Origin of the sequence: Amycolatopsis sp. NPDC026612 (genome assembly GCF_040638285.1) — a bacterium.
Lineage (GTDB): Bacteria > Actinomycetota > Actinomycetes > Mycobacteriales > Pseudonocardiaceae > Amycolatopsis.
Map to the genome: position 1 here is coordinate 1 of NZ_JBEZYB010000042.1, position 21,936 is coordinate 21,936.

24 protein-coding genes are annotated in these 21,936 nt (G+C 71.6%); 10 read left to right on the forward strand and 14 right to left on the reverse strand.

Translation table 11 applies throughout. The annotated features are described in order from the left end of the window. Positions 1-106: 106 nt before the first annotated feature. Genes AB0F15_RS29755 through AB0F15_RS29770 form a run of 4 tightly spaced genes read right to left on the reverse strand, consistent with a single transcriptional unit; the run spans position 107 to position 3,325 of the window. Positions 107-1,021, reverse strand: a complete 915-nt coding sequence (locus AB0F15_RS29755) for a haloalkane dehalogenase (protein ID WP_360277289.1) — start codon at positions 1,019-1,021, stop codon at positions 107-109. Between the two features lie 30 nt (positions 1,022-1,051). Further along, on the reverse strand, positions 1,052-1,504 hold the full coding sequence (locus AB0F15_RS29760; protein ID WP_360277291.1) for a DUF350 domain-containing protein: 453 nt from the start codon (positions 1,502-1,504) through the stop codon (positions 1,052-1,054). A 45-nt stretch (positions 1,505-1,549) separates the two neighbouring features. Then, positions 1,550-2,716 (reverse strand): glutathionylspermidine synthase family protein, encoded by a 1,167-nt coding sequence (locus AB0F15_RS29765; protein WP_360277293.1) that lies wholly within the window; start codon positions 2,714-2,716, stop codon positions 1,550-1,552. After that, on the reverse strand, positions 2,717-3,325 hold the full coding sequence (locus tag AB0F15_RS29770) for a hypothetical protein (RefSeq protein ID WP_360277295.1): 609 nt from the start codon (positions 3,323-3,325) through the stop codon (positions 2,717-2,719). It lies immediately after the preceding gene. A 196-nt stretch (positions 3,326-3,521) separates the two neighbouring features. Between AB0F15_RS29770 and AB0F15_RS29775 the strand changes: the two genes are divergently transcribed. The 4 genes from AB0F15_RS29775 to AB0F15_RS29790 all read left to right on the forward strand — a co-directional run bounded on the left by AB0F15_RS29775 (position 3,522) and on the right by AB0F15_RS29790 (position 6,757). Then, positions 3,522-4,550, forward strand: a complete 1,029-nt coding sequence (locus AB0F15_RS29775) for a septum formation family protein (protein ID WP_360277297.1) — start codon at positions 3,522-3,524, stop codon at positions 4,548-4,550. Then, entirely contained in the window at positions 4,550-4,900 is a 351-nt protein-coding gene (locus tag AB0F15_RS29780) for a metallopeptidase family protein (RefSeq protein ID WP_360277300.1), read from the forward strand. Before AB0F15_RS29775 ends, AB0F15_RS29780 begins: the two co-directional genes overlap by 1 nt. 99 nt (positions 4,901-4,999) lie before the next feature. Then, the gene (locus tag AB0F15_RS29785) at positions 5,000-6,241 is read left to right on the forward strand and encodes an MFS transporter (protein WP_360277303.1); all 1,242 of its coding nucleotides are present in this window, start codon (positions 5,000-5,002) and stop codon (positions 6,239-6,241) included. 45 nt (positions 6,242-6,286) lie between these two features. Continuing rightward, on the forward strand, positions 6,287-6,757 hold the full coding sequence (locus AB0F15_RS29790) for a hypothetical protein (RefSeq protein WP_360277306.1): 471 nt from the start codon (positions 6,287-6,289) through the stop codon (positions 6,755-6,757). Between the two features lie 10 nt (positions 6,758-6,767). Here the strand turns inward: AB0F15_RS29790 and AB0F15_RS29795 are convergent, their stop codons facing one another. From AB0F15_RS29795 to pheA, 3 genes are all read right to left on the reverse strand, one after another. After that, positions 6,768-7,415: a DUF4232 domain-containing protein gene (locus AB0F15_RS29795; RefSeq protein WP_360277445.1), complete on the reverse strand. Its 648-nt coding sequence runs from the start codon at positions 7,413-7,415 to the stop codon at positions 6,768-6,770. Between the two features lie 117 nt (positions 7,416-7,532). After that, positions 7,533-8,150 carry a histidine phosphatase family protein gene (locus AB0F15_RS29800; RefSeq protein WP_360277309.1) on the reverse strand — a complete coding sequence of 206 codons (618 nt, stop codon included), beginning with the start codon at positions 8,148-8,150 and terminating at the stop codon, positions 7,533-7,535. Beyond that, positions 8,147-9,055: a prephenate dehydratase gene (gene pheA, locus AB0F15_RS29805; RefSeq protein ID WP_360277312.1), complete on the reverse strand. Its 909-nt coding sequence runs from the start codon at positions 9,053-9,055 to the stop codon at positions 8,147-8,149. The genes AB0F15_RS29800 and pheA overlap by 4 nt, the downstream gene beginning before the upstream one ends. A gap of 98 nt (positions 9,056-9,153) precedes the next feature. Between pheA and AB0F15_RS29810 the strand changes: the two genes are divergently transcribed. The 3 genes from AB0F15_RS29810 to AB0F15_RS29820 all read left to right on the forward strand — a co-directional run bounded on the left by AB0F15_RS29810 (position 9,154) and on the right by AB0F15_RS29820 (position 11,209). Beyond that, positions 9,154-9,768 carry a macro domain-containing protein gene (locus AB0F15_RS29810; RefSeq protein WP_360277315.1) on the forward strand — a complete coding sequence of 205 codons (615 nt, stop codon included), beginning with the start codon at positions 9,154-9,156 and terminating at the stop codon, positions 9,766-9,768. 124 nt (positions 9,769-9,892) lie between these two features. Further along, a complete protein-coding gene (coaA, locus tag AB0F15_RS29815; RefSeq protein ID WP_360277318.1) occupies positions 9,893-10,825 on the forward strand; it encodes a type I pantothenate kinase in 933 nt (310 codons plus the stop codon). 228 nt (positions 10,826-11,053) lie between these two features. Beyond that, positions 11,054-11,209, forward strand: coding sequence for a hypothetical protein (locus AB0F15_RS29820; protein ID WP_360277321.1), 156 nt, complete (start codon positions 11,054-11,056; stop codon positions 11,207-11,209). A gap of 3 nt (positions 11,210-11,212) precedes the next feature. Here AB0F15_RS29820 and AB0F15_RS29825 read toward each other — a convergent pair whose 3' ends face one another. The 3 genes from AB0F15_RS29825 to AB0F15_RS29835 form a co-directional block, all read right to left on the reverse strand. After that, positions 11,213-12,721, reverse strand: a complete 1,509-nt coding sequence (locus AB0F15_RS29825; RefSeq protein WP_360277323.1) for a hypothetical protein — start codon at positions 12,719-12,721, stop codon at positions 11,213-11,215. A 206-nt stretch (positions 12,722-12,927) separates the two neighbouring features. Beyond that, positions 12,928-14,250 carry a hypothetical protein gene (locus AB0F15_RS29830; protein ID WP_360277326.1) on the reverse strand — a complete coding sequence of 441 codons (1,323 nt, stop codon included), beginning with the start codon at positions 14,248-14,250 and terminating at the stop codon, positions 12,928-12,930. An 88-nt stretch (positions 14,251-14,338) separates the two neighbouring features. Beyond that, positions 14,339-15,259, reverse strand: coding sequence for a nitrate- and nitrite sensing domain-containing protein (locus AB0F15_RS29835; protein WP_360277328.1), 921 nt, complete (start codon positions 15,257-15,259; stop codon positions 14,339-14,341). A gap of 156 nt (positions 15,260-15,415) precedes the next feature. On the opposite strand from AB0F15_RS29835, the gene AB0F15_RS29840 reads away from it, so the two are divergent. Continuing rightward, on the forward strand, positions 15,416-15,733 hold the full coding sequence (locus AB0F15_RS29840) for a nucleotide pyrophosphohydrolase (RefSeq protein WP_360277331.1): 318 nt from the start codon (positions 15,416-15,418) through the stop codon (positions 15,731-15,733). Here the strand turns inward: AB0F15_RS29840 and AB0F15_RS29845 are convergent. Continuing rightward, entirely contained in the window at positions 15,730-16,056 is a 327-nt protein-coding gene (locus tag AB0F15_RS29845) for a DUF3024 domain-containing protein (RefSeq protein WP_360277333.1), read from the reverse strand. The two genes, AB0F15_RS29840 and AB0F15_RS29845, sit on opposite strands and share 4 nt — an antisense overlap. Before the next feature lie 114 nt (positions 16,057-16,170). Here AB0F15_RS29845 and AB0F15_RS29850 point away from each other — a divergent pair, with 114 nt between their 5' ends. Further along, positions 16,171-18,459, forward strand: coding sequence for a helicase-associated domain-containing protein (locus AB0F15_RS29850; protein ID WP_360277335.1), 2,289 nt, complete (start codon positions 16,171-16,173; stop codon positions 18,457-18,459). Here AB0F15_RS29850 and AB0F15_RS29855 read toward each other — a convergent pair. After that, the gene (locus AB0F15_RS29855; protein ID WP_360277337.1) at positions 18,429-19,079 is read right to left on the reverse strand and encodes a class F sortase; all 651 of its coding nucleotides are present in this window, start codon (positions 19,077-19,079) and stop codon (positions 18,429-18,431) included. The two genes, AB0F15_RS29850 and AB0F15_RS29855, sit on opposite strands and share 31 nt — an antisense overlap. Beyond that, positions 19,076-19,558, reverse strand: a complete 483-nt coding sequence (locus tag AB0F15_RS29860) for an excalibur calcium-binding domain-containing protein (protein ID WP_360277340.1) — start codon at positions 19,556-19,558, stop codon at positions 19,076-19,078. Before AB0F15_RS29860 ends, AB0F15_RS29855 begins: the two co-directional genes overlap by 4 nt. A 283-nt stretch (positions 19,559-19,841) precedes the next feature. On the opposite strand from AB0F15_RS29860, the gene AB0F15_RS29865 reads away from it, so the two are divergent. Further along, entirely contained in the window at positions 19,842-20,468 is a 627-nt protein-coding gene (locus tag AB0F15_RS29865; protein WP_360277343.1) for a response regulator transcription factor, read from the forward strand. A gap of 196 nt (positions 20,469-20,664) precedes the next feature. Here AB0F15_RS29865 and AB0F15_RS29870 read toward each other — a convergent pair whose 3' ends face one another. Further along, positions 20,665-21,912 (reverse strand): histidine kinase, encoded by a 1,248-nt coding sequence (locus AB0F15_RS29870; protein ID WP_360277345.1) that lies wholly within the window; start codon positions 21,910-21,912, stop codon positions 20,665-20,667. Positions 21,913-21,936 lie beyond the last annotated feature (24 nt).

Sequence of the window (21,936 nt, forward strand, 5' to 3'; positions counted from 1 at the left end):
GCTGACCGGCGCCCCCCACTGTGGCCTTCGGTGCGTTGAACGCACCGAAGGCCACATTGGGTGCGTTGAACGCAACCAAGGCCACATTGGGGCGGTCGGGCTCAGCTCAGCCCCGCACGAACCGCACCACGTGCCCGGCCAGTTCCTCGCCCGCGTCCTCCTGCAGGAAGTGCCCGGCGCCGGCGATCACCGGGTGCTCCAGCCCCTGCGCGCCCGGCATCGAGCGCCGCAGGATCGGCGCCATGCCTGCCGTGATCGGGTCGCCGTCGGAGAACGCCACCAGGAACGGGATGTCCAGCTCCGTCAACGTCTTCCAGGCCGCTCGGTTCGCCTCCGACGCCGGGTCGTCCGGCCGGTACGGCACCAGCGAAGGCATGGCCCGCGGGCCGGCCTTGTACATCTCGTTCGGGAACGGGGCGTCGTACGCGGCCCGCTCGGCAGCCGACAGCGAAGACCGGCAGCCCGACTGCACGAACCGGGCGACGTCCAGCACCGGCGCCTTCTGCACGGCCTCGCGGAACGAGTGCCACACCGGCGGCATGTCGACGTCGCCCGTCGGCAGGCCGGTGTTCGCCGCGACCACCCGCGCGAACCGGGACGGCTCCGCAGCGACCATCCGCAGCCCGATCAGACCGCCCCAGTCCTGGCCGATCAGCGTCACGTCGCGCAGGTCCAGGGCGTCGAACGCGAACCCGCGCATCCACTCGACGTGCCGGGCGTAGCTGTGGTCGGCCAGTGCGCCCGGCTTGTCGGAGCGGCCGAAGCCGACCAGGTCCGGTGCGATCGCGCGCAGTCCGGCCCCGGCCAGCACCGGCAGCATCTTGCGGTACAGGTACGACCAGCTGGGTTCGCCGTGCAGCAGGAGCACGACCGGACCGTCCGCCGGGCCCGCCTCGACGTAGCCGACTCTGATCACACCCCCGTGGGGGTCGGCGAGTTCGGCGTAGCGAGGCTCGAAGGGGAAGTCGGGCAGGTCCGTGAACCGGTCGTCCGGTGTCCTCAGCAGGCGCACGGACCCCACGCTAGTGCGAACGGGCGAACGCAGCCAGGCTCAGGAGATGCCGACCGCCACCACGAGACCCAGGCCGATGTGCGCCGCCGCGACGACGATGCTCACCGGGGCGAACTTCTCGCTCTCGATGGTCGAGGCCACGTCGATGCGGGTCGCCCACTCCAGCAGCCGGACCCCGACCACCTGGACGACGATCCCGAGCAGGCCGTAGACCAGCGACGTGATCAGGCCCTCGGTCAGGTCGCTCGCCGAGTTGAAGATCGCCACGACGACGATGAACGACATCGCGAGGAGCCCGGACGCGGTCACGATCACCGCGTTCGGCAGGCCCTGCGTCACCAGCTTCGACAGCTTGCCGGGCGTGGTCCAGTCGATCGCCCAGAAGCCGGCGAACATCAGCAGCAGGCCGATGACGCCGTACAGCAGGATCGCGCCGATCCCCCGCACGAGGTCGGAGCCGAACGTGTCGGACAGCGCAAGGGTCGTGTTCACGAATTGTCTCCCAGGGAAAAAGAGCTGATCAGCGACGGTGTTGTATCACGACTCGACGATGCGGTGTGGGACGAATGCCGCACCGTCGTCGGTGACCAGGCCGCCGGTTTCGCGGATGCCCAGCCCGGCGGAGCTGTCGCCGACGATCCACGCACCGAGCGCCGGCCGGTAGCCGTCGAACTCGGGCAGCGGGTCGAACGCCTGGTAGACGAAGCCTTCCGCGCCGTAGACGCCGTCGGTCTGGGTCTCGTAGCCGGTCGCGACGATCTGGACGTTCGCGCCCTCGCGGCCCAGCTTCGGCTTGCGGACGTACTCGGTGAGGATGCCGGGGTCGTCGGCGAACGCGGGCAGCAGGTTCGGGTGGCCCGGGTAGTTCTCCCACAGGATCGCCAGCAGCGTCTTGTTGGAGAGGATCATCTTCCACAGCGGCTCGATCCACAGCGTCCGCGGCAGCGACTCGACGGCGTGGCGGCCGAACTCCTCGTCGACCACCCACTCCCACGGGTACAGCTTCAGCACGGTCGCCATCCGCTGCTCTTCGAGGTCGACGAACCGCTTGAGCACCGGGTCCCAGCCGATCTCCTCGATCGCCAGCCCCACGGTGTCCAGGCCGGCTTCGGCCGCGGTCTCCTGCAGGTACGCCGTGGTGACGTTGTCCTCGCCGCTGGGGTCGGCCGCCGACCAGGTGAAGTGCAGCTCGTTGGACGGCAGCTTGTCCCGCAGCTGCGCCCAGCGCTCGACGAGCTTCTCGTGGATGGAGTTCCACTGGTCGTCGTCCGGGAAGACGTCGGTCTTCCAGTGCCACTGCAGCAGCGACGCCTCCAGCAGCGTGGTCGGCGTGTCCGCGTTGTACTCGAGCAGCTTCGCCGGCGACTTGCCGTCGTAGCGCAGGTCGAACCGGCCGTAGACGTGCGGGTCCTGCCGCTTCCACGACTCGGCGATGTGCGGCCAGACCCACTCGGGGATGCCGAACCGCTGGTAGCCCTCGGTGGTCACGACGTTGTCGACGGCTTCGAGGCACATCGAGTGCAGCAGCTCGACGTCGGCCTCGACCGAGAGGACCTCGTCCATGTCGAAGACGTAGTGCACCGACTCGTCCCAGTACGGCCGCACCCGGCCGCTGCTGTCGCGGGCCGGCGTGCCGTAGACGAGCCCCTGCTCCTCGACGATCCGCTGCCAGTCTCGCCGCGGCTCACGCCGGTCCCGGTACACCTACGATCCCCCGCTCTTGCCGCTGCCACCGGTACCCCCGGTGCCGCTGCTCTTGCCGCTGATGCCGAACCCGCCGCGCTGGACGGACTTGCCGGACTTCGTGTTGACGTTGCTGCGCGACGACGGCGGGTCGTAGGAGCCACCGGTCACCCGCTGCCCGACCACGCCGCTGCCGCCGTAGTTGTAGCGGTAGCTGTTGTAGCCGCCGCCCGGGATCGGCAGGAACAGGAAGCCACCGCTGTGGTAGCCGCCGTGGCTGGTCACGTAGTTCTCGTCGCAGTTGTCGTCGTTCTGGACGACGCCACTCGCGTCGGTGCAGACGGCCGTGACGTCGTTCGGCTTCGCGACCGTGTAGAAGGTCGCGACCAGGCCGACGAGCCCGACCGTGACGCCGCTGCCGATCAGGATCTTGCGCCGCGTCGCCGCCTTGGCGTCGGCCTGGCGGGCCAGCTCCTCGTCGCGTTCCTCCTGGACGACGGCCTGCCGCCGCGCCCGCTGTTCGGCCAGCGAAGGCTCGCGGGGCTGCGTGTTCGAGTCCTGGAACCTCATCGAGCCGCGCTTCGGCGGCTCGGGGGGCGGCTGGTCCCCAGTATTGTTGTCCTGCGTCATGTGCGCTCCGTAATCACCGGCCACCGCGAAACCGTGACCACCCTACTGTGCCGATTGTTGCTGATCCGACCACAGTCACGGCCGAACTGCTTCTCGGCCAAAGTTACTTGCCGCCGAGGGGGCCGGCCTGCTTTCGGCCGCATCAGCAACCCCCGGACCGCGCACGTCATGCGCGGCGCGGGCATCATGGACTGCGATGTCTCCCAGCGCCGATCGGTTCCCCACCGCCACGCAGACGTTGCGTACCCGCGTCGTGATGGGCGGGATCTTCGCGGGCGCGCTCATCGCGCTCGCGCTCAGCGCCGTGTTCTCCTGGAGCGGCGGCATCACCGGCGGGGCGGGCGGCGGCGCCGGCAGGCTCTCCGCGGCGGCCCAGGAGGCGTTCCACTCCCCGCCCGGCAGCTGCTTGACCTGGGACAACCCGGACGCGAGCGACGCGCGGAAGGTGGCCTGCACCCAGCCACACCTGTTCGAGGTGACCACGCTCGTGGACATCGGCGCCCAGTACCCGGCGGGCGCGCCGGTCCCGGGGCTGGACCACTGGCAGCAGATCGCGCAGCAGAAGTGCACCGCGGACGTGAAGCCGTACCTCGGGCACAAGCTCGACCCCTACGGCAAGCTCACGACGAACCTGCTCCGCCCGACGCCGTCGCAGTGGGAGGACGGCGACCGCCAGCTGCGGTGCGGCCTGCAGTGGGCGGGCCCCGGCGGCAAGCTGCTGCCGACGACCGGGCCGGCGAAGGACCAGGACCAGTCGCTGGTCTTCGAGCCGGGCACCTGCCTCGCGCTGCTCGGCAAGGGCGTCGGCGATCCGATCGACTGCACGAAACCGCACTCGTACGAGATCGTCGCGACCCTCGACCTCAAGTCGAAGTTCAAGGACGCCTACCCCTCCCAGGACGACCAGAAGGCCTGGCTCGACACCGAGTGCACCAAGGCCGCCGCCGACTACACCGGCGGCGCCGACCTCGACGCGAAGAAACTGATCCTGACCTGGGACCTGCGGGAGCAGGAGAGCTGGGACGCCGGCTCGAGCAAGGTCAACTGCAAGGTCGCGGCGGCCCTGCCCGACAAGAGCGGCCTGCAGGCGGTGACCGGCAGCCTCAAGGCTGCCCCGGCGGGTCCCGACGGCGGCCAGCCGCAGGACGGTGGCCCGCCGTCGGACGGCGGCGGTGGCCCCACCACGGCGAACTCCGCCCCTCCGTCGACGAAGCAGAACGGCTGATGCCCGTCGAAATGAGCCGGACGCGGTTCGAAGAACTGGTCTCGGAAGCCCTGGACGAGGTGCCGCCCGAGTTCGCCCGCGCGATGGACAACGTCGTCGTGCTGGTCGAGGAGTTCAACGACGAGGCGCCGGACATCCTCGGGCTCTACCACGGGATCGCGCTGACCGAGCGGACGTCGTCCTACGGCGGGGTGCTGCCCGATCGGATCTCCATCTACCGGCAGCCGATCCTGGCCATGTGCGAGGACGAGGACGAGGTCGTCGAGGAGGTCCTCATCACCGTCGTGCACGAGCTGGGCCACCACTTCGGCATCGACGACGCCCGGTTGCACGAACTCGGCTGGGGCTGAGCGCGCACCAGTAGTGACACCGTGACCACAATCGGGTGACGACGCCTTTATCCTGTACCCGAAGTCATTGGGTGACTGGGACAAGTGCCGGGGGCCCCGATGCACAACGCGCGAAGACTCACGTGGCTGCTGACCTCGAGCGCGGCGTCGCACCTGGGGGACGGCATCGGCAAGGTGGCCCTGCCCCTGCTGGCCACGACCCTGACCCGCGATCCGGTGCTCATCGCCGGGCTGTCCGCCACCCAGTTCCTGCCCTGGCTGCTGTTCGCCGCGGTGGCCGGCGCGCTGGTCGACCGGATCGACCGGCGGCGCGCGATGATCGTCGCGAACACCGCCCGCGCCGTCGCGGTCGGCGGGCTGGCCGTGCTCGTCGCCGCGGGCGCCATGACGATCTGGCTGGTCTACCTGACCGCCCTGGTCATCGGAACGGCCGAGACGATCGCGGACAGCGCGGCGAACGCGCTGATCCCGGCGGTCGTCGGCGACGGTTCGCTCGACGCGGCCAACAGCAAGCTGCAGGCCTGCGAGATCGTCGGCCAGACGTTCCTCGGCGGCCCGGTCGGCAGCTTGACGTTCGCGCTCTTCGCCTCCTTCCCGTTCATCCTCAACTCCGCGGGCTTCGCGATCGCGGCCGCGGTGCTGCTCGGCCTGGCGGGCACCTACCGCGGGAAGGCGGAGACGCCGGTCCGGCCGGCGAAACTGCGTACCGAGCTCGCCGAGGGCCTGCGCTGGCTGCGCGGGCACCCCCTGCTGCTGCGGCTGGTCGCCGTGGCCGGGCTGCTCAGCCTGGTCAGCGAGCTCGCGCAGGCGCAGCTGGTGCTGTACGCGCTCGAGGACCTCCACCTGTCCGACGCCACGTTCGGGTTCTTCGCGTTCGTCGGCGGGATCGGCGGGCTGCTCGGCGCGGGCGTCGCCCCACGGCTGGTGCGCGCGACCGGCCGGCTCCCGGTCGTCGTCGGCGGGATCGTCTGCTGCGGCCTCGGGTTCGGCGGGATGGGCCTGGTGCGCTCGCCGGTCGCCGGCGCGGCGCTGTTCGGCCTGTTCGCGGCGGCGGTGGTGGCGGTGAACGTCGTGCTCGCGACGGCCCGGCACACGCTCGTGCCCGGCGAGCTGCTCGGCCGGGTGCTCGGGGTGTGGCGCACGGTCGTCTGGGGCGCGATCCCGCTGGGCGCGCTGCTCGGTGGCGTGCTGACCGAGCGGCTCGGCGCGGCCGCGGGGACGTTCGCCGTGTCCGGCGTGGCGATGCTGGCGATCGCCGCCTTCGCGTTCGGCGCGCTGCGGCGCTTCTCCCTCGGTGACAAATCGGACTCAGCCGCGGCGCTGACGCACCACGACCGGTGATTGTGAGCTGAAATATCTGCTCACCCCCGTGGGGAGGAGGCAGCCATGCGCACTGTGGACCAGGGGACCGGCACCGAGGCCGATCCCGACTTCGACGAGTCTTCCGCCGGGTCCTCGCAGCCCGCGCCGTCACGCCGGTTGCCGGTGCTGTGCGCGGTGGCCGGGTTCGTGCTGGGCGGCAGCGTGCTCGGCCTCCTGTGGGGGCTGTCCGGGGTGCACGCCGGCGCACTCGAAGACGCCGTCGCGGCGTGCCAGGCGCTCGACCGCGTGGGCGAGCTGCCCGACACGAGCCGGGACACGCAGCCGGCGCTGACGCCAGGACTCTCCTCCGAGCGGCTGCACCGGATGGTGGCGGCGCGCGAGCTGTCCGCGGCCGCCGCCCAGGTGAACGCGAACTACCAGCCGCTGGCCGACCACATCGACGGGGTCAGCCGGATGGTGCTCAGCCTGCACTTCAACGACATCTCCGGCCAGCGGCACCTGACCGAGGCGAAGGAGATCTGCGCCCGGGTCTGACCAGGCCGGGTCAGGCGGGGTGGACCGTCTTCACCGAGAGCTGGTTGCCCGGGATGTTCGTGCCCGCACAGCCGGTGCCTTCGGTGGGCAGGAAGTTCGACGCGGTTTCCTGCGGCAGGTAGATCCGCAGGCCCTTCACCGGCGTCGGCTGGCAGGTGCCGGGGTCGAAGTTCTGGACGTTGACGAGCCGCAGGTCAGCGGCCGCGGTCTGGCCCGGGTTCAGCTTGACGGCGTTGCCCTTGGTGCCTTCGCGGAAGGCGTCCTTGCCGACCTGGTGCCCGTCCGCACCGGCCACGTAGGACACGCCGGGGAACCCCTGGATCGTGCAGGGCTTCGAGCTGGAGTTCGTGATGAGCAGCGGCCGGTAGACCGAGCCGGCACCCGCATCGCCCTGGCCGAGCGCGAGCTTGACGTCCCCGGACCTGCAGAGCCCGTTGTCGGCGGGCTGGGCGACCGGCGGCGCGGCGGCCGGCGTGCTGCCCGGGGTCGATGCGGTGGTGGTGACCGTGGTGGAGGTCGGCGACGCCGAGGTCGACGGCGTCGAGCTGCTCGCCGCGGGCGTCGTGCCGCCACTGCCGCAGGCGGCCAGCGCGAGAACGCCCGCCGAAGCCGCGACGACCGGGAACAACCGTGAGAGCTTCGTCCGAACCATGTCTATCGCCTCCCTGGTGTGGTGCTACTGGGTAGACGTACCGGATCGCGGGCAGGTTGGCCGGTTCCGAAAATTCCCCACCAGACGTGTTCTAAACGTGACGGAATCACACTTCGGTGATCTTCAGAGCGGGGTGTCGACCCAGGTCAGACACCGCCACTGGCCCTCCGGCCGCGCCACCAGCTCCACGAGACCCGTGTTCGGGATCAGGGCCGCGTTGGCGACGTCCGCGTGGACGTTCGGAGCCAGCCACTCCGCGGCCAGCCGGATCGCCCCGCCGTGGCTGACCAGCGCGATCACGCCGTCCGGGTCGGCCTGCTCGTGCTTGGCGCGCAGCCGGCCGACCGCGTCCAGCATCCGGGTGCGCACGCTCGTGCCGCTCTCGCCGCCGGGCAGCGCCGGGGGCAGCTCGCCGAGCGTCCAGCGCCGGACCGTGCCCATGTAGGTCCGGATCGACGCGTGGTCGGTCGCGCCCTCCAGGTCACCCGCGACGACCTCGTGCACGCCGTCGACGACCTGCACGTCGAGCGCGAACCGCGCGGCCAGCGGGGCCGCCGTCTGCTGGGCGCGCGTCGCCTGCGACGCGTAGACCGCGACGATCGGCTCCCCCGCCAGCCGCGCCGCGAGGTGGCCGGCCTGCGTGCGGCCGAGCTCGGTCAACGGCGGCCCGGGCAGGGCGGTGTCCAGCGCGCCGCGGACGTTCCCTTCGGTCTGACCGTGGCGGATGAGCAGCAGCCTCACGCCAGGTCCCCCTTGCGGACCGCGTCGGCCCACACGGCCGCTTCGATGAAGTCGTCGTTGCCGAAGCTGGGCTCGATCGTGGTGCGCGCTCCGTCGGCGCGCGGGTGTGAGCCGAGGAACCGCAGCTGGCGGCAGTGCCGGCGCAACGCCGTCAGTGCGTCCAGGATCCGCGGCTCGGCCACGTGGCCCTCGAAGTCGATGAAGAAGCGGTACTCGCCGAAGTTGCTGCGCGTCGGCCGGGCGTCGAGCCGGGTCAGGTTGATGCCGCGGGTGGCCAGCTCGGTGAGCAGCTCGGCGAGCGTGCCGGTGCGGTTCGCGGCCGCCGCGACCACGGACGTCCGGTCGGCGCCGGTCGGCTCCGGCAGCTCGCCCGGCGGGCGGACCAGCAGGAACCGCGTCGCCGCGTCGGTGACGTCGGCGACTTCGGTGGCCAGCACCTCGAGGGGGTAGTGCTCGACCGCGACCGGCGCGCAGACCGCCGCGTCGAAGTCGCCCTCCAGCACGCCGACCGCGGCGGCCGACGTCGACGACGACGCCACCGGGTGCGCGTCCGGCAGGTTCGCCTCGAGCCACTCGCGGACCTGGGCCAGCGCGTGCGGGTGGCTGGCGACGGTCCGGATCGCCCCACCTCCCGGCCGGGCCAGCACGCTGAAGTGGACCGGCAGGATGGCCTCGGCGACCGCGACCAGCGGGGTCGACTCGCTGAGCGCGTCCAGCGTGGCGGGCACCACGCCTTCGACCGAGTTCTCGATGGGGACGCACGCCGCGTCCACCTCGCCCGTGCGGACGGCCGTCATCGCCAGCCGGACGGTCTCGACCGGGAGCAGCTCATCGCCGGGGGCGAGCACCCGCGCGGCCTGTTCGGTGAAGGTTCCGCGGGGGCCGAAGTATGCGATCCGTGACACAGCTCCCAGGTTACGGGGCCGCACCGTGGCGACATTCACTCGGACAGCCGGTACGGGAACCGGTTACGCCGGGTGGCATTTTTTGCGATGCTGAGGGCGTGACCGCCGAATCGGGCACGCACGCCGGCCGTGAGGGCACCGGGTCAGCCGGTCTCTCCCCTCGCGCACCGGAGCTGGTGCTGTGCGCCGTCGATGAACCCCTCGCCGCCGCGTGGACGACGGCCACGCAGTCGGTGGCCGGCCGGGTCCGCGTGCACCGCGGGTCGGTGCTCGACGTCGCCGCCCAGGCCGTGGTCAGCCCGGCCAACTCCTACGGCTGGATGCGCGGCGGCATCGACGCCGTCTACGCGCGGGCGTTCCCGGGCGTGGAGCAGAGCGTCCGCAGCGCCGTCCTGGCCTTCCACGGCGGGGAACTGCCGATCGGCGACGCCGTGGTGGTGCCGACCGGCGAAGTTCAGCCGGCCTGGCTGATCAGCGCGCCGACCATGCGCGAACCCGGCGAACGGCTGCCCGCCGACACCGTCCACCCCTACCTCGCCGCCCGCGCGGTGTTCCTGACGTGGCGCGACGGCCGGCTCGACCACGGCCCGGTGCGGGAGTCCGTCGCCACGATCGCGATGCCGGGGCTGGGCACCGGCGTCGGCGGCGTCGACCCCGCGACCTGTGCCCGGCAGGTCGCGGCGGCGTGGGAAGAAGTCTTCCGGGAATCGTGACGCTCGGTGATCCACCCTGGATAGGGGGTGGACTACATCACAGCGCGTTCACGAGCCGTAAGCCCTACCGTTGACCGGGCAGGAGAACGTACGCCAGTGCAGGCGACGGCCGGAGGAGTATGCGATGACCCGGGTCCGCGAACTCAGCCCGTATGTCGAGCTGCACCGGGAACAATGGAAAGAACTACGCAGTTCGACGCCGCTGCCGCTGACCGCGGCCGAACTGCTGCGGCTGCGCGGCCTCGGTGAGCAGGTCGACCTGGCCGAGGTGGCCGACGTCTACCTGCCGCTGTCCCGCCTGATCAACCTGCAGGTCGCCGCGCGCCAGCGGCTCTACGAAGCGACGACGACGTTCCTCGGTGACGACTCCCGCGGCACGAAGGTCCCGTTCGTGATCGGCATCGCCGGGAGTGTGGCGGTCGGCAAGTCGACCACCGCCCGCCTCCTGCGCACGCTGCTCGCCCGCTGGCCGGACCACCCCCGCGTCGACCTGGTCACCACCGACGGCTTCCTGTACCCGCGCGCCGAGCTGATGCGACGCGGGATCATGCACCGCAAGGGCTTCCCGGAGAGCTACGACCGCCGGGCCCTGCTGCGGTTCGTCACGGAGGTCAAGTCGGGCGCCGAGCGCGTCGCCGCGCCGGTGTACTCGCACCTGGCCTACGACATCCTGCCCGGCCAGGAGCAGGTGGTGCAGCAGCCGGACATCCTCATCGTCGAAGGCCTGAACGTGCTGCAGCCCGGGCCGCGGCTGATGGTGTCCGACCTCTTCGACTTCTCCATCTACGTCGACGCGCACACCGACGACATCCAGCGCTGGTACATCGAGCGGTTCCTCGAGCTGCGGCACACGGCGTTCGCGGACCCGGCGTCCCACTTCCACCACTTCGCCGGCCTGCCCGACGACGAGGCCCGCGCCGAGGCCCGGCACCTGTGGCACTCGATCAACGAGCCGAACCTGATGGAGAACATCAAGCCGACGCGGCCGCGGGCGACGCTGGTGCTGCGCAAGGACTGCGACCACGCCATCAACCGGGTCCGCCTGCGCAAGCTCTGATTCGTCGGACCCGTCACACGGCCCGTCACCCACATGCCACGCATTCGCACGCTGAGCGAGTGCGCGGCCACGATTCGTCGCGACCCGGCGACTCTCCGCTCCGGATTCCGGCCGATCGGCCGAGGTGCGGTGTTCAGCCGTAACCGGTTGGCCGATATCCCCGGACGCTTGGGAAAGCGACCCTGAAGAAGCCAGGAAAACGGCTCTGAGCTGGGGAGGAGGCCCACGATGTTCACGATGATCCTCACGTGGGTCGGTGCGGTGCTCGGTTTGGCCTTGCTGCTCGCGATGGCCGCCGGAACGTTCGTCGTCGACTTCGACGACCGGCTGCAGGAGCGCCGGCGCAAGGCGAAGCCCGCCGAACAGGCGGGCCCGCTCCCCTAGCCGTCAGAGCTCGGCCAGCGCCTCGACGTAGGCGTCGGCGTCGTATTCCAGGTCGTCCCCGTCCAGCAGGCTGTTTTCCAGCGCGTCGATCAGCTGCTCGAAGATTTCGCCGCGGTCCAGCTCGCCTTCCTGCAGGCGCTCGACGGCCGGCCAGACCTCGGCGGGTTCGTTGTCCCACAGCTGGTCGACGATCGTCGCGCGCAGGATCAGCCGCTGCTCTTCCTCGTCCTCGTCGGCCTCGGCGATGACGAGCGCGCGGCGCTGGTCGGGGTCGCCCGGGTCGAGGTCGACCTCTTCCTCGTCGATTTCCGTCGTCAGCGACGGCACGGCGAACATCCGGCGCTCGAGCGCGTCGGCCAGTTCGGCCGGCGACAGGTCGCCGGTGTCGGCGAAGTAGCGCTCCAGCGGGGAGTCGTCTTCGTCGGCGTACTCGCTCAGGTAGTCGGCGACGGCCTCGTCGAGCCCGGCGATCGCGGTCTCGGTGAGCCCCGCCCGCTCGCCCGTCCACTGCACCCAGGCCAGCACGACCGGTTCCACGGCGTCCTCGTGGTCGGCGTCGAGGGCGTACTCCTCGCCCAGCAGGCCCTCGAGGAAGCGCGCGATCTTCTCCGGCCCGACGCGCAGCGGGTTGCCGGGGTCGGTGCGCAGGCCGTGCTCGAGCAGCAGGGCACCGAGCGCGCGGGCGGCGCCGGCGTCCTCACCGCTGGCCGCGACGAACTGCTCGACGACAGCGGCGCGTTCGGCGTCGGACCACTCGGCGATCTCGGGCACGAGCGCGGGCTCCGGCAGCGCGCGGCACCAGAGGAGCGCGACCGCGTGGAAGCGCGCGTAGTCCTCGCTGACGTCGGCTTCGTCGAGGTGGTCGGTCGCGGCGAGGCCGTCCGCGATCAGGCGGTGCGCCTCGGCGGGGTCGACCGCCTCGAAGACGACCAGCTCCGGGTCGGCGTCGGACTGCTGCCGCATTTCGGCTATGACATCGGCCGGCCCATCGATCACGACGAGGTCGCGCACCCGGCCGCCCTCGGTGAAGTCGAGCAGCGCGAGCAGGCCGTACGCCTGGTCGCCGTGGGAGAAGACGCAGAGCAGGGACGACTCGTCGCCGTAGACGTCACCGGTCCGCCAGCACTCGCCGGCGGTGATCCGGCCCAGCCCGCCGGCCCAGGCGGGCTCGGGGATGCCGCGGCCGAGGACGACCTGCAGCCCGGCGTCGGCGGCCTTGCGCTCGACGTCGGTCTCGGCGACGACCTTCAGCGCGGCCAGCAGCGCGGCGGCCCCCGGCGTGATCTTGCGCTGCGCGAAGGCGATGAGCTCCAGGCCGAGTGGCTCTTCGCCCTCCTCGACGGGCAGGTCGTGGAACTGGCCGAGCACCTCGGAGGCGAGCAGTTCGACATCGACCGGCGTGGGGTCGGCGCCCAACGCCGAGAAGTCGTTCAGGACGTCCTTGAACAGTCCGGTCACGCTGTGGGTGACGGGCTGCGGCGGCTTCTTGCGGGCGCGACTGACCGGGCTCATGCCTTCATGCTTTCACCTCGCCGGTTGCTCCCGGGGGTCCGGGTGGCACAGCCCCGGTTGTCACCGCGAGCCGGTCGCGGTGGCCCTGGCGCGGGTCCCGTCGCGTGCCGGCGGGGAGGCGCCGAGCGGAGCGACGGAACCGGGCCACCGCGACACTGGGCGCGCTCACGGTGTCCCGGTGCACGTGTAACACCGGTTCACCTGGGTCAACGAGGGGTGCGCGAGGAGGTTACGGCTTTCGGCAAGGCGATCCGAGCGGTCCGGATTTCCGTGATCAGCCGGGTTTTCCGCCGGTGGGTTTCCACCAACGCGGCCAGGTAGGCGGTGAACTCTTCGGCCGTTTCCGCGCGCTTGTGCAAGGTGCGCAACAGCTTCAGCCGGCGAGCGGCTTCCTGGTAGGCCTGCGGGTCCTTGCGCTCGATGAGCTCGTCGACGTGTTCGCGGAAGACCGGGATCGTCTCGGCCGGGTGCTCGGCCGCCCGTTGCTCCGCCAGCTCGAGCTTGAGCTCTCCGGACGCGCCGAACCGCACGCAGGCGCGCCACGCCTCGTCCGGGCGGCCGTCGTCGAGCAGCACGCGGACGAGTTCGCCGGCCTGCTCGACGCTCTCGGCGGCGCGTTCGCGCAGGCAGGCGAGAGCGTCCCGGCGCTGCGCCGTCCACTTCCCGGCGGCCTGCGCGGCTTCACGCAGCGCGGCGTACGTCTCGCGGTCCGGCCGGGCGTCGAACTCCTTGCGACGGCGCGACGTCTCGTCCTCGGGCTCAGGCGGCGGCTGCTTGTCGTGGGTCAGCGCGCGGGCGGCGTGCGCGATGGCCTCGCTGTGCCGCCCCGCGGCCCGCAGCACGCGGACGATCTTGAGGCTGACGTCCACGCGCGGCGGTTTGGCCGACAGGATCGCCACCAGCTCGTCGACGTCGCCGAGCACCTCGGCCAGCTGCTCACGCAGCCGTTCGGCCACGTCGCGGCGGTGCCCCGGCCCGTTCGCGGCGAGCACGTCGTCCACAGTGGACTTGATCCGGCGCAGACCGCGTTCGCCCAGCGCCGTCGCGAACTCGGCGAGGTCGATCACCGGACGGCCGGGCCCGTCGAACTCGACCTCGATGATCCAGTCGGCCAGCTTCTCCGGGTCCGGCGGCCGGGCGGTGCACGCGCGGGCGTACAGCTCCACGGCCCGGTCCAGCCGGTCGGCCAGGTCGCCGGCGTGGTCGCCGCACTGCTCCAGCACCTCGCTGATGTCGTCGACCGTGCGCCGGGCCAGCGGGGCCAGGTCGGCGCGGCTGCCGGCGTCGAGCATCCGCTGCAGCGTGTCCAGGACCGCGCCGACCTTCGCGGTGTACTCGGCGTTCCCGTCGGTCACCGCGGTGTCCAGCAGCCGGTGCGCCTCACTGACATCACCGGATTGGGTGGCGGCGCGCAGTTCGAGGGAATGCCACAGCTCGGGGTCGCGCTCGGCCTGGGCGTGCAGCAGGTCCGCCAGCGTCTCCGCGTCCAAAGTGCGCAGGTAGGGGCGAAGATCCGAGTGGGGACTCACGCGCACCAGTCTGCCTGACAGCCGCGGCCACGCGTGTGGGCCAACCGCGTGCTCTTTTCGGAGTAATCCATGACGTTGAGTGAGCGGCTCATGGAGACCGCAAGTCGTCGAGCACGGCTTTCAGCGGCCACGGTTCCGGGAGCCCCGGCCGTCGTGACCGTGCGTGGCGGGGACGCGGGATGGCCGCGCGGACGGTCGGCACCATGATCGGGACGACCGGAACCGGCACCCGCGCCACCAGCCGACGCACCACCACCATCAGGAGCCCGGCGAACAGCAGGAGCGCCGTCCCCGCCGCGAGGGCGCCGGCGAGCGTGCGGCGGCCGTCGTCGAGGGTCAGCTGCACGGCGTACTGGCTCTGCTGCGTGTACAGCAGGCCGAGCTGCGCGGAGACGGCGTAGGCGGCGCTGCGCCACGCGGACTCGGGCACGGGCAGCGGTTCAGCGGCGGTGAACGCATTCTCCGCGGCGGCCAGCCTGCTCCATTCGGCGCTGCGGGTGAGCGACTCGTACGCCATCCGGCCACTCTCGGTGAGCTGCGGGACGACCCGGGCCAGATCGGCCCGGTAGGAGGCGACGGCGGAGGTGAACGACCCCCGCGTCACGTTGTCGAGCCCGGCCAGAGCGAGGGAATCGGAGCGGTCCATGCCTTCGGCGACGGAAAGCAGTTCGACGGCGGTCGTCTGCTGGTAGGCGGACTCCGCATCCGGGGCGTGGCGCGCGTAGTCGCGCAGGCCGGCGATGACGGCTTCGATCCGCTGGGTGTAACTCGCGTACACGGCGCTCCGCTGGTCGGGCGCGGCCATCGCCGCACTCCGCTCCGCCTCCAGGGTGACCACCGCGCGGGCGGTCCGGTCCGCGACGGCCGCCGTCTCCATCGCCAGGTCGCGGGTCCGAACCGCTTGGTGGACCAGCAAAACCGCGATCACCGCGGCCACCACGACGAGCGCGCCGCCGGGGATGAAGGCGATGCCCAGCATGCGGCCGCGGACGGATCGCAGGTACTTCAAGACGTTCCTTTCCCAGCCTTGGGCCCCGCAAGCATCCCGACAAAGGGCAACCTATTGAGTGAGAGATTCACCGGTCAACGCCAATCCGCCATACGGCCGTTAGCGCACCGTGACCACCGGGACGTCGCTCCGGTCAGCGCCGGGATAATCGCGCCCGTGACCTTCGAAGACGTGACCCGGCGCCTCCGCGGCTTCGCGGCAGCCCGCGCCTGGGAGCCGTTCCACACCCCGAAGAACCTCGTGATGGCCCTTTCCGGCGAGGTCGGCGAGCTGACCTCGCTGTTCCAGTGGCTCACGCCGGAGGAATCCGACGCGTGGCGCGAGGACCCGTCGCTGGAGGGGAAGGTGCTCGACGAGATCGCGGACGTCACGCTGTACCTCCTGCAGCTGGCCGACCGCCTCGGCGTCGACCTGGCGGCCGCGGCGCACGCGAAGATCGACCGCAACGAGGTCCGCTTCCCGCCGCCTGCCTAGCCCCAGAACACGCCGTCCGGGTTGCGGTCGATCTCGGCGAGCAGCGCCGGCGGCGTGCTGGCGACCGGGGCGTCCGGGTAGCTCAGCCACCGCCCGTTCCGGTCGGCCCAGAACACCGACCAGATCCCGAACTCGTCGAGCCGCAGCTGCGCGATCTTCTGTTCGGTCCAGTCCGGCCCGGCCTGCGGCGCGCGGCGTTCGACGATGGTGACCGTGCGGCCCCGGGTCCGGCACTCCACCCGGATCCGGTCGTGCAGGTGCTCGGGGACGCGCCGCGCGCACCAGCGTTCGATCTGGCGCAGGGCGAGCTCCGGAATAGCCATGCCGTCCAGTGAACCGGACCGGCTCAGCCCGCGCGCAGGTGGGCGAGCACGGCTTCGCCGGTTTTCCCGGCCGGACGTCGTCGACGCCTGCGAGCGGTGATTTAACCTGGGCCGATGACCACCGCCGACGAACTGCTCGGCAGGCTCGCGGGCCTGGACAAGGACGCACTGGCGAAGGTGCTGGCCCACCGGCCGGACGTGCTGCAGGAGCCGTGGCCGCGGCGGCTCGACGTCGTCGCCGCGCGGCTGTCGTCGGCCGGGTCCGTCGATGCGGCGCTGGTCGGGTTGCCGATGCCGCTGGTGCAGGTCGTGCGGGCCGTCCAGTTGTTGTATGCACTGGGACGGCGGCCCGCGTCCGTCGGCGAAGTCGCCCGGCTGCTCGGCACGGACACCGGAACCATCGAGTCCTCAGTGGACGAATTGGCCGAGCGCGCCCTGCTGTGGCCGTCCCACGACGGCATCACCCTGCCGGAACTGCTGCACCGCACCGGCTTCCACGCCGAAGGGCTCGGCCAGCCGGTGGCGAACCTGCTCGGGGAGCTCGGTACCACCCGGCTGGCGAAGCTGGCGCGGGCGCTGGGATTGCCCGACACCGCCCGGAAGCCGGAGCTCCTGCTCGGGCTCGTGCGGTTCTTCCGGGACGGCGAGAGCGTCCGCGAACTCTTCGCCACCGCGCCCGAGGAGACGCGGAAGCTGTTGCTGGACATGGCCGACGGCGTTCCCGAGGTCGAGGGCCTCGCCCCGGCGGGCTGGGCGTTCGACCACGGCTTCCTGTTCGGGACCTACTTCGGCACCGTGGCCATGCCGATCGAGGTGTCGCTCGCGCTGCGCGGGCCGGACCACCAGCTGCCGTTCACGCCCGTGGAACCCGAGTACGCCGTCACCCACACCGGGGCGGACGCGGCCGAAGCGGCGTCGTCGGCCGCCGCGCTGCGGCTGCTCGACCGCGTGTCGGCGATCCTCGACCTGGCCGCCGCGGAACCGTTGCCGCTGCTCAAGGACGGCACGATCGGCGCCCGGCTGATCAAGAAGGTCGCCAAGGACACCGGCGGTACCCCCGCGGAGATCGAGCTGGCCATCGACCTCGCCGTGCAGGCCGGGCTGCTGCTCGCCGACGAGCCACCGCCGCCGCGTCGCGGGCAGAAGGCGCCCCCGCCCACGCTCGCGCCGGACCCGGACCTCGCCCGGCCCGCACCGGGATTGCTGTACCGCCTGCTGCTGACGACCTGGTGGGACCCGGAGCCACCGGAGTTCGAGACCGACGTCGAGGCGCTGGTGCGGCGGCTGGTCGTGCGGCTGCTGGCGCGACTCGGTCCCGGCGACGCGATCACCGACACCGCCGCGCTGACCCGGCTCGCCGGGTGGCACGCGCCGATGCTGCCGACCGACGACCTCGCCGGGCGCGTCGGGGACGCACTGTCCGAGGGCGAACTGCTCGGCGTCGTCGCGCACGGCGCGGCGACCGCGGCCGGCCGCGCCCTGCTCACCTCGGAAAGGCTCGTCGAAGTCACCGACGAACTCGTTTCCCGCGCGCGGACGACGGCGCTGTTCGGCACCGACCTGACCGCGATCGTGCCCGGCTCGCCCGACGCCCGGCTCGCCGCGCTGCTGGACCGCGTCGCCGACCGCGAAACCCAGGGCACCGCGACCAGCTGGCGCTTCTCCCCCGCGTCCGTGCGGCGGGCGTTCGACCAGGGCGCGACGGCCGCCGAACTGCTCGAGGACCTGGCCGCCATCGCCGCGGGCGAGCTGCCGCAGCCGCTGGTGTACCTGGTGAACGACGTCGCGCGGCGGCACGGTGAGGCACAGGTGATCGACGTCGCGAGCGTCGTCGTCGGGGACCCCGCCGTGCTGGCCGAACTCGCCGCGCACCGCAAGCTCGCCAAACTCGGCCTGCGCGCGGTGGCCCCGACCGTGTTGACGTCCGCTGTGGATGCTTTGCGCACCCTGGAAGCGTTGCGTGAAGCCGGTTACGCGCCGACCCGCCACACCGCGGACGGCAGCATCGTGCTGCCCGCCCGTGACCAGGCCGAGCCGACGGTGGTCGTCCGCGACCCCGAACCCGGCGAGCTGCCGCCCGATCCCGCCGCCCACGCCGAGCGGCTGCTGGCCGCCCCGGCGAGCGGTCCGGCCCTGCTGCGCGGCCAGCTCGCGCGGGCGATGAGCGACCGCTACTCGGGCCGGCTGACGCCGAAGCAGCAACAGCTCTGCTGGCAGCTGGAAGCCGGGCTCCCGGTGGACGTCACCTACCGCGGGGACGACACCGAGCACCTGGTGATCGCGTACCCCGAGCTCGACGGCGACGTCCTGGACGTCTGGTCGCTCGAGGAGCGCGCCTACCGGCGGCTCGAGCTGGCGCGGATCGAGCTGGCTCAGGCCTCGACGGCGGTGAGCCTCGCGTAGGCCACGACGTTGTCGAGGTAGTTGCCGCTCGCCCGGTCGAACGCCCCGCCGCAGGTGATGAGCCGCAGTTCGGGCGCCGGCGTGTCGCCGTACACCTGGTCGGTGGGGAACGCGGTCTTCGCGTAGCGGTCGACGCGGTAGACGGTGAAGACGGCGATCCGGCCGTCCGCGCGGCCGACCCTGGCCTGCTCGCCGGGGCGCAGGTCCTTCAGCCGGGAGAAGGCGCCGGGCACGTGCTTGTAGTCGACGTGCGCGGCCAGCACCGCCGGACCGGCCTCCCCGGGCGACGGCGCGCCGGTGAACCAGCCGACCGTCGTCGCGTCGGCCGGGACTTCCAGCGCACCTTCCGGCGTCAGCCCGAGATCCGTGATCCCGTCGGCCCGCACGCCGATCGCCGGGATGGTCAGGGACGCCGGTTTCGCCGCGGGGAGGCCGTCGGCGGTCTCAGCCGTGGTGCGCGCGATGCTCGCGGTGCCCCCCGGGTTCGTGGCGGCCGGGCTCGCCGGGGCGATCTCCTGCGGCGCCTTCGGCGACAGGACGAGGACGAGAGCCACGGCCAGTACCACGCCGAGCGCGGCGGCGACCGCCGTGACCGCGGGCCACAGGCGCGGGTGCCTCAACTCGGGCGCCGGCGCAGGTAGAGCACCATGCCGCCGGAGACCGCCGCGGCGAGCAGCGTGCCGCTGAGCACCAGGAAACCGGGGACGTCTTCCGCCGGCTCACCACCGCCGGTGGCGACGCCGCCGACCGGCTTGACCTTCACCTGGCTGCCGGTGGCGGGCTTCTTGGTGGCCGTCTTCGGCGCGGAATGGGTGGTGCTGACCGGCTTTTTCGACGTCGTCGTGGGGGTGCTCTGCTGGTGCGGGCGGTGCGGCAGCGTCTCGCAGGCGATTCCGTTCTTGTCGCGGTCCAGGTCGTTGGGGTCGCCCGGCGTCGCGTCGAGAACCGCCTGGGCTTCCTCCTGGTACTGGAAGTCCGCGCAGTTCTTGTCGCCGACGAGCGGCGTCGCGAGTTGCGCGGAAGCGAAGGGGACGGGACCGAGAAGAGCGAGCCCGGCGACGGCGACGGCCGCCGTCAGGGCACGACGAAACAGGGACAACGGAATTCCTTCCGAACGGAAGCGGGGGCGATTGCGTGGTTAGTATCGCCACCTCGGCGAAGCCGTTACGGACCATTCCGGAATTCCGGAAATGCCAGCGCCCCACCAAGCACGACGCGTCCCGTGATTCTTTCCCGATTCCACCGCGACCTGCGGATTCGCAACCCAGTAATGCGTACGGCCGGAATGTTACGGGTGCGAAGTCACACCTTTGAGGTAATTCACGTGTGACGGTGCCGACCGGCCGCCACCGCGGCGTCCGCGCACCCCGTAACCTCGGGGTATGCCGATCCAGGTACTGCTCGTCGACGACCACGAACTGGTCCGCCGCGGGCTCCGCGACCTCCTCGGCGACGAGCCCGACATCGAGGTCGTCGCCGAGGCCAGCAGCGTCGAAGAGGCGCTGGCGGTGGCGATGCACGTCGAGCCGGAGGTCGCGGTGGTCGACGTCCGCCTCGGCGATGGCGACGGCATCACGCTCTGCCGCGAACTGCGGTCGAAGCCGAACCCGCCGGCCTGCCTGATGCTCACCGCGTTCGACGACGAAGAGGCGATGGTCGGCGCGATCATGGCCGGCGCCGCGGGCTACCTGCTGAAGCAGGTGCGGGGGCAGGACGTGGTGACTGCGGTCCGCGAGGTGGCGGCCGGCCGGTCGCTGCTGGACCCGGTGAGCACCGCGCGCGTGCTGGACAAGATGCGGCACCCGCCGACGGACGAGCTCGCGACGCTGACCGAACGCGAACGCGACGTGCTCGAGCTGATCGGCCAGGGCCTGTCGAACCGCGAGATCGCCGAACGGCTGTTCCTCGCCGAGAAGACGGTCAAGAACTACGTCACGTCGGTGCTCGCGAAGCTCGGCATGCAGCGCCGGACGCAGGCAGCCGCCTGGATCGCGCGGCGCGAGAAGTAACCGCTCGTCCGCAATCCGCCGTTGGCTGCGACCTTTCCCGTGCTCGTCACGGTCCGCCATGTCGATCAGGCTTTCCCGGCCAGAGATTCACTCGAACGTGAGTCGAATATATGTTCGACGAGCCGGTACGATCATGGCGAGGGCGAGGAAGGGGGGCTGGATGACCCGAGAAGGATAGGTCGCGCAGGAGTACGGGTCAGTCGAGTGGAAGGTCGAACGCGACGAGCGTGCCGAGACTGGGTGAGGAGTTCAGGAAGAACTTCCCGCCCGCGGCGTCCGCGCGTTCGGCGAGATGACGCAGACCACGGGTGGCGACGCCTTGGGGCACGCCGGAACCGTTGTCCCGGACGCGGAGTTTCACGCCGCCGGAGTCCCTGGTCAGCGTCACGCGGGTTTCGCTGGCGCCGGAGTGCCTGACCACATTGGACAGTGCTTCGCGCAGGGCGGCCCGGATGTGGTCGGCGCGTTCCGCGGGGATGTCGGCGAATTCGCCGGACAGCTCCAGTGTCGGCGGATAGCCGAGCAGCTCGCCGGCGATGCGCACTTCGCCGCGAGCCGACTCGGCGAGATCGGTGGGCGTCCCGGTGTCATGGCGAGGCTCCGGTGACCGCAGCGCGCGCACGGTGCCACGGATTTCCTCGATGGTCTGGTCGAGCTGGTCGATCGCGTCGGACAGCCGGACCCCGTCGGCCTGGGCGAACCGCTTGCGCATGTTGCGCCGAACCCGGTCGAGCTGCATACCGGTGCCGTAGAGCCGCTGGACGATGACGTCATGGAGTTCGCGAGCGATGCGCTCCCGCTCTTCGTACAGCGCGACCCGGTGGCGTGCATTGGCTCCCTCGGCCAACGCGAGAACGACCCCGGCCTGCGCGGCGAAGGCGACGAGCATTTCGACGGTCCCGGCGGAGAACGGCTCCCGCCCCCGCTTCCGGTAGACGGTCAGCGCCCCGAGAACCCGCCCCCCAGACCCGAACGGCGCGGCCGCAAAGGGCCCGTAGCCGTGAAGTTCGGCGGGCACGTAGGGCGCGGTGCGCGGATCGACGGTGAAGTCCGCACTGGCAACGGGCTCACCGCCCCGGGCCACCCGCCCGGCCGCAGAGTCGGCGGACAGCGCAAGACCGCGCAGAGACGCCTCATCGTCGATGCGCGCTTCAGCGTCGAGGGCCGCTTCGACGGCGGCCGGGCCTTCGCTGCCGACCGCACCCAGGTCACCGGGCTGGGCGTATTCGTCGTCGGTCTGCTCGCTGGCGGCGTAGTGCGCTGACTCGACCACTACGCGGCCGTCCTCGGCGCTCACCATGGCCAGTCCGAGGTCCGCGTCGGCTAATTCGGCTGCCCGGGCGACGACCGTGTCCAGCACCGCTCCCGGGTCGTCGCCGGACAGGGCGGTGCTCGTGATTTCGGTGGCGGCGGACAGCGCCCGCGCGGCAAGCGTCGGATCCATGAGTTCCGTCATTATCGCGCGGCG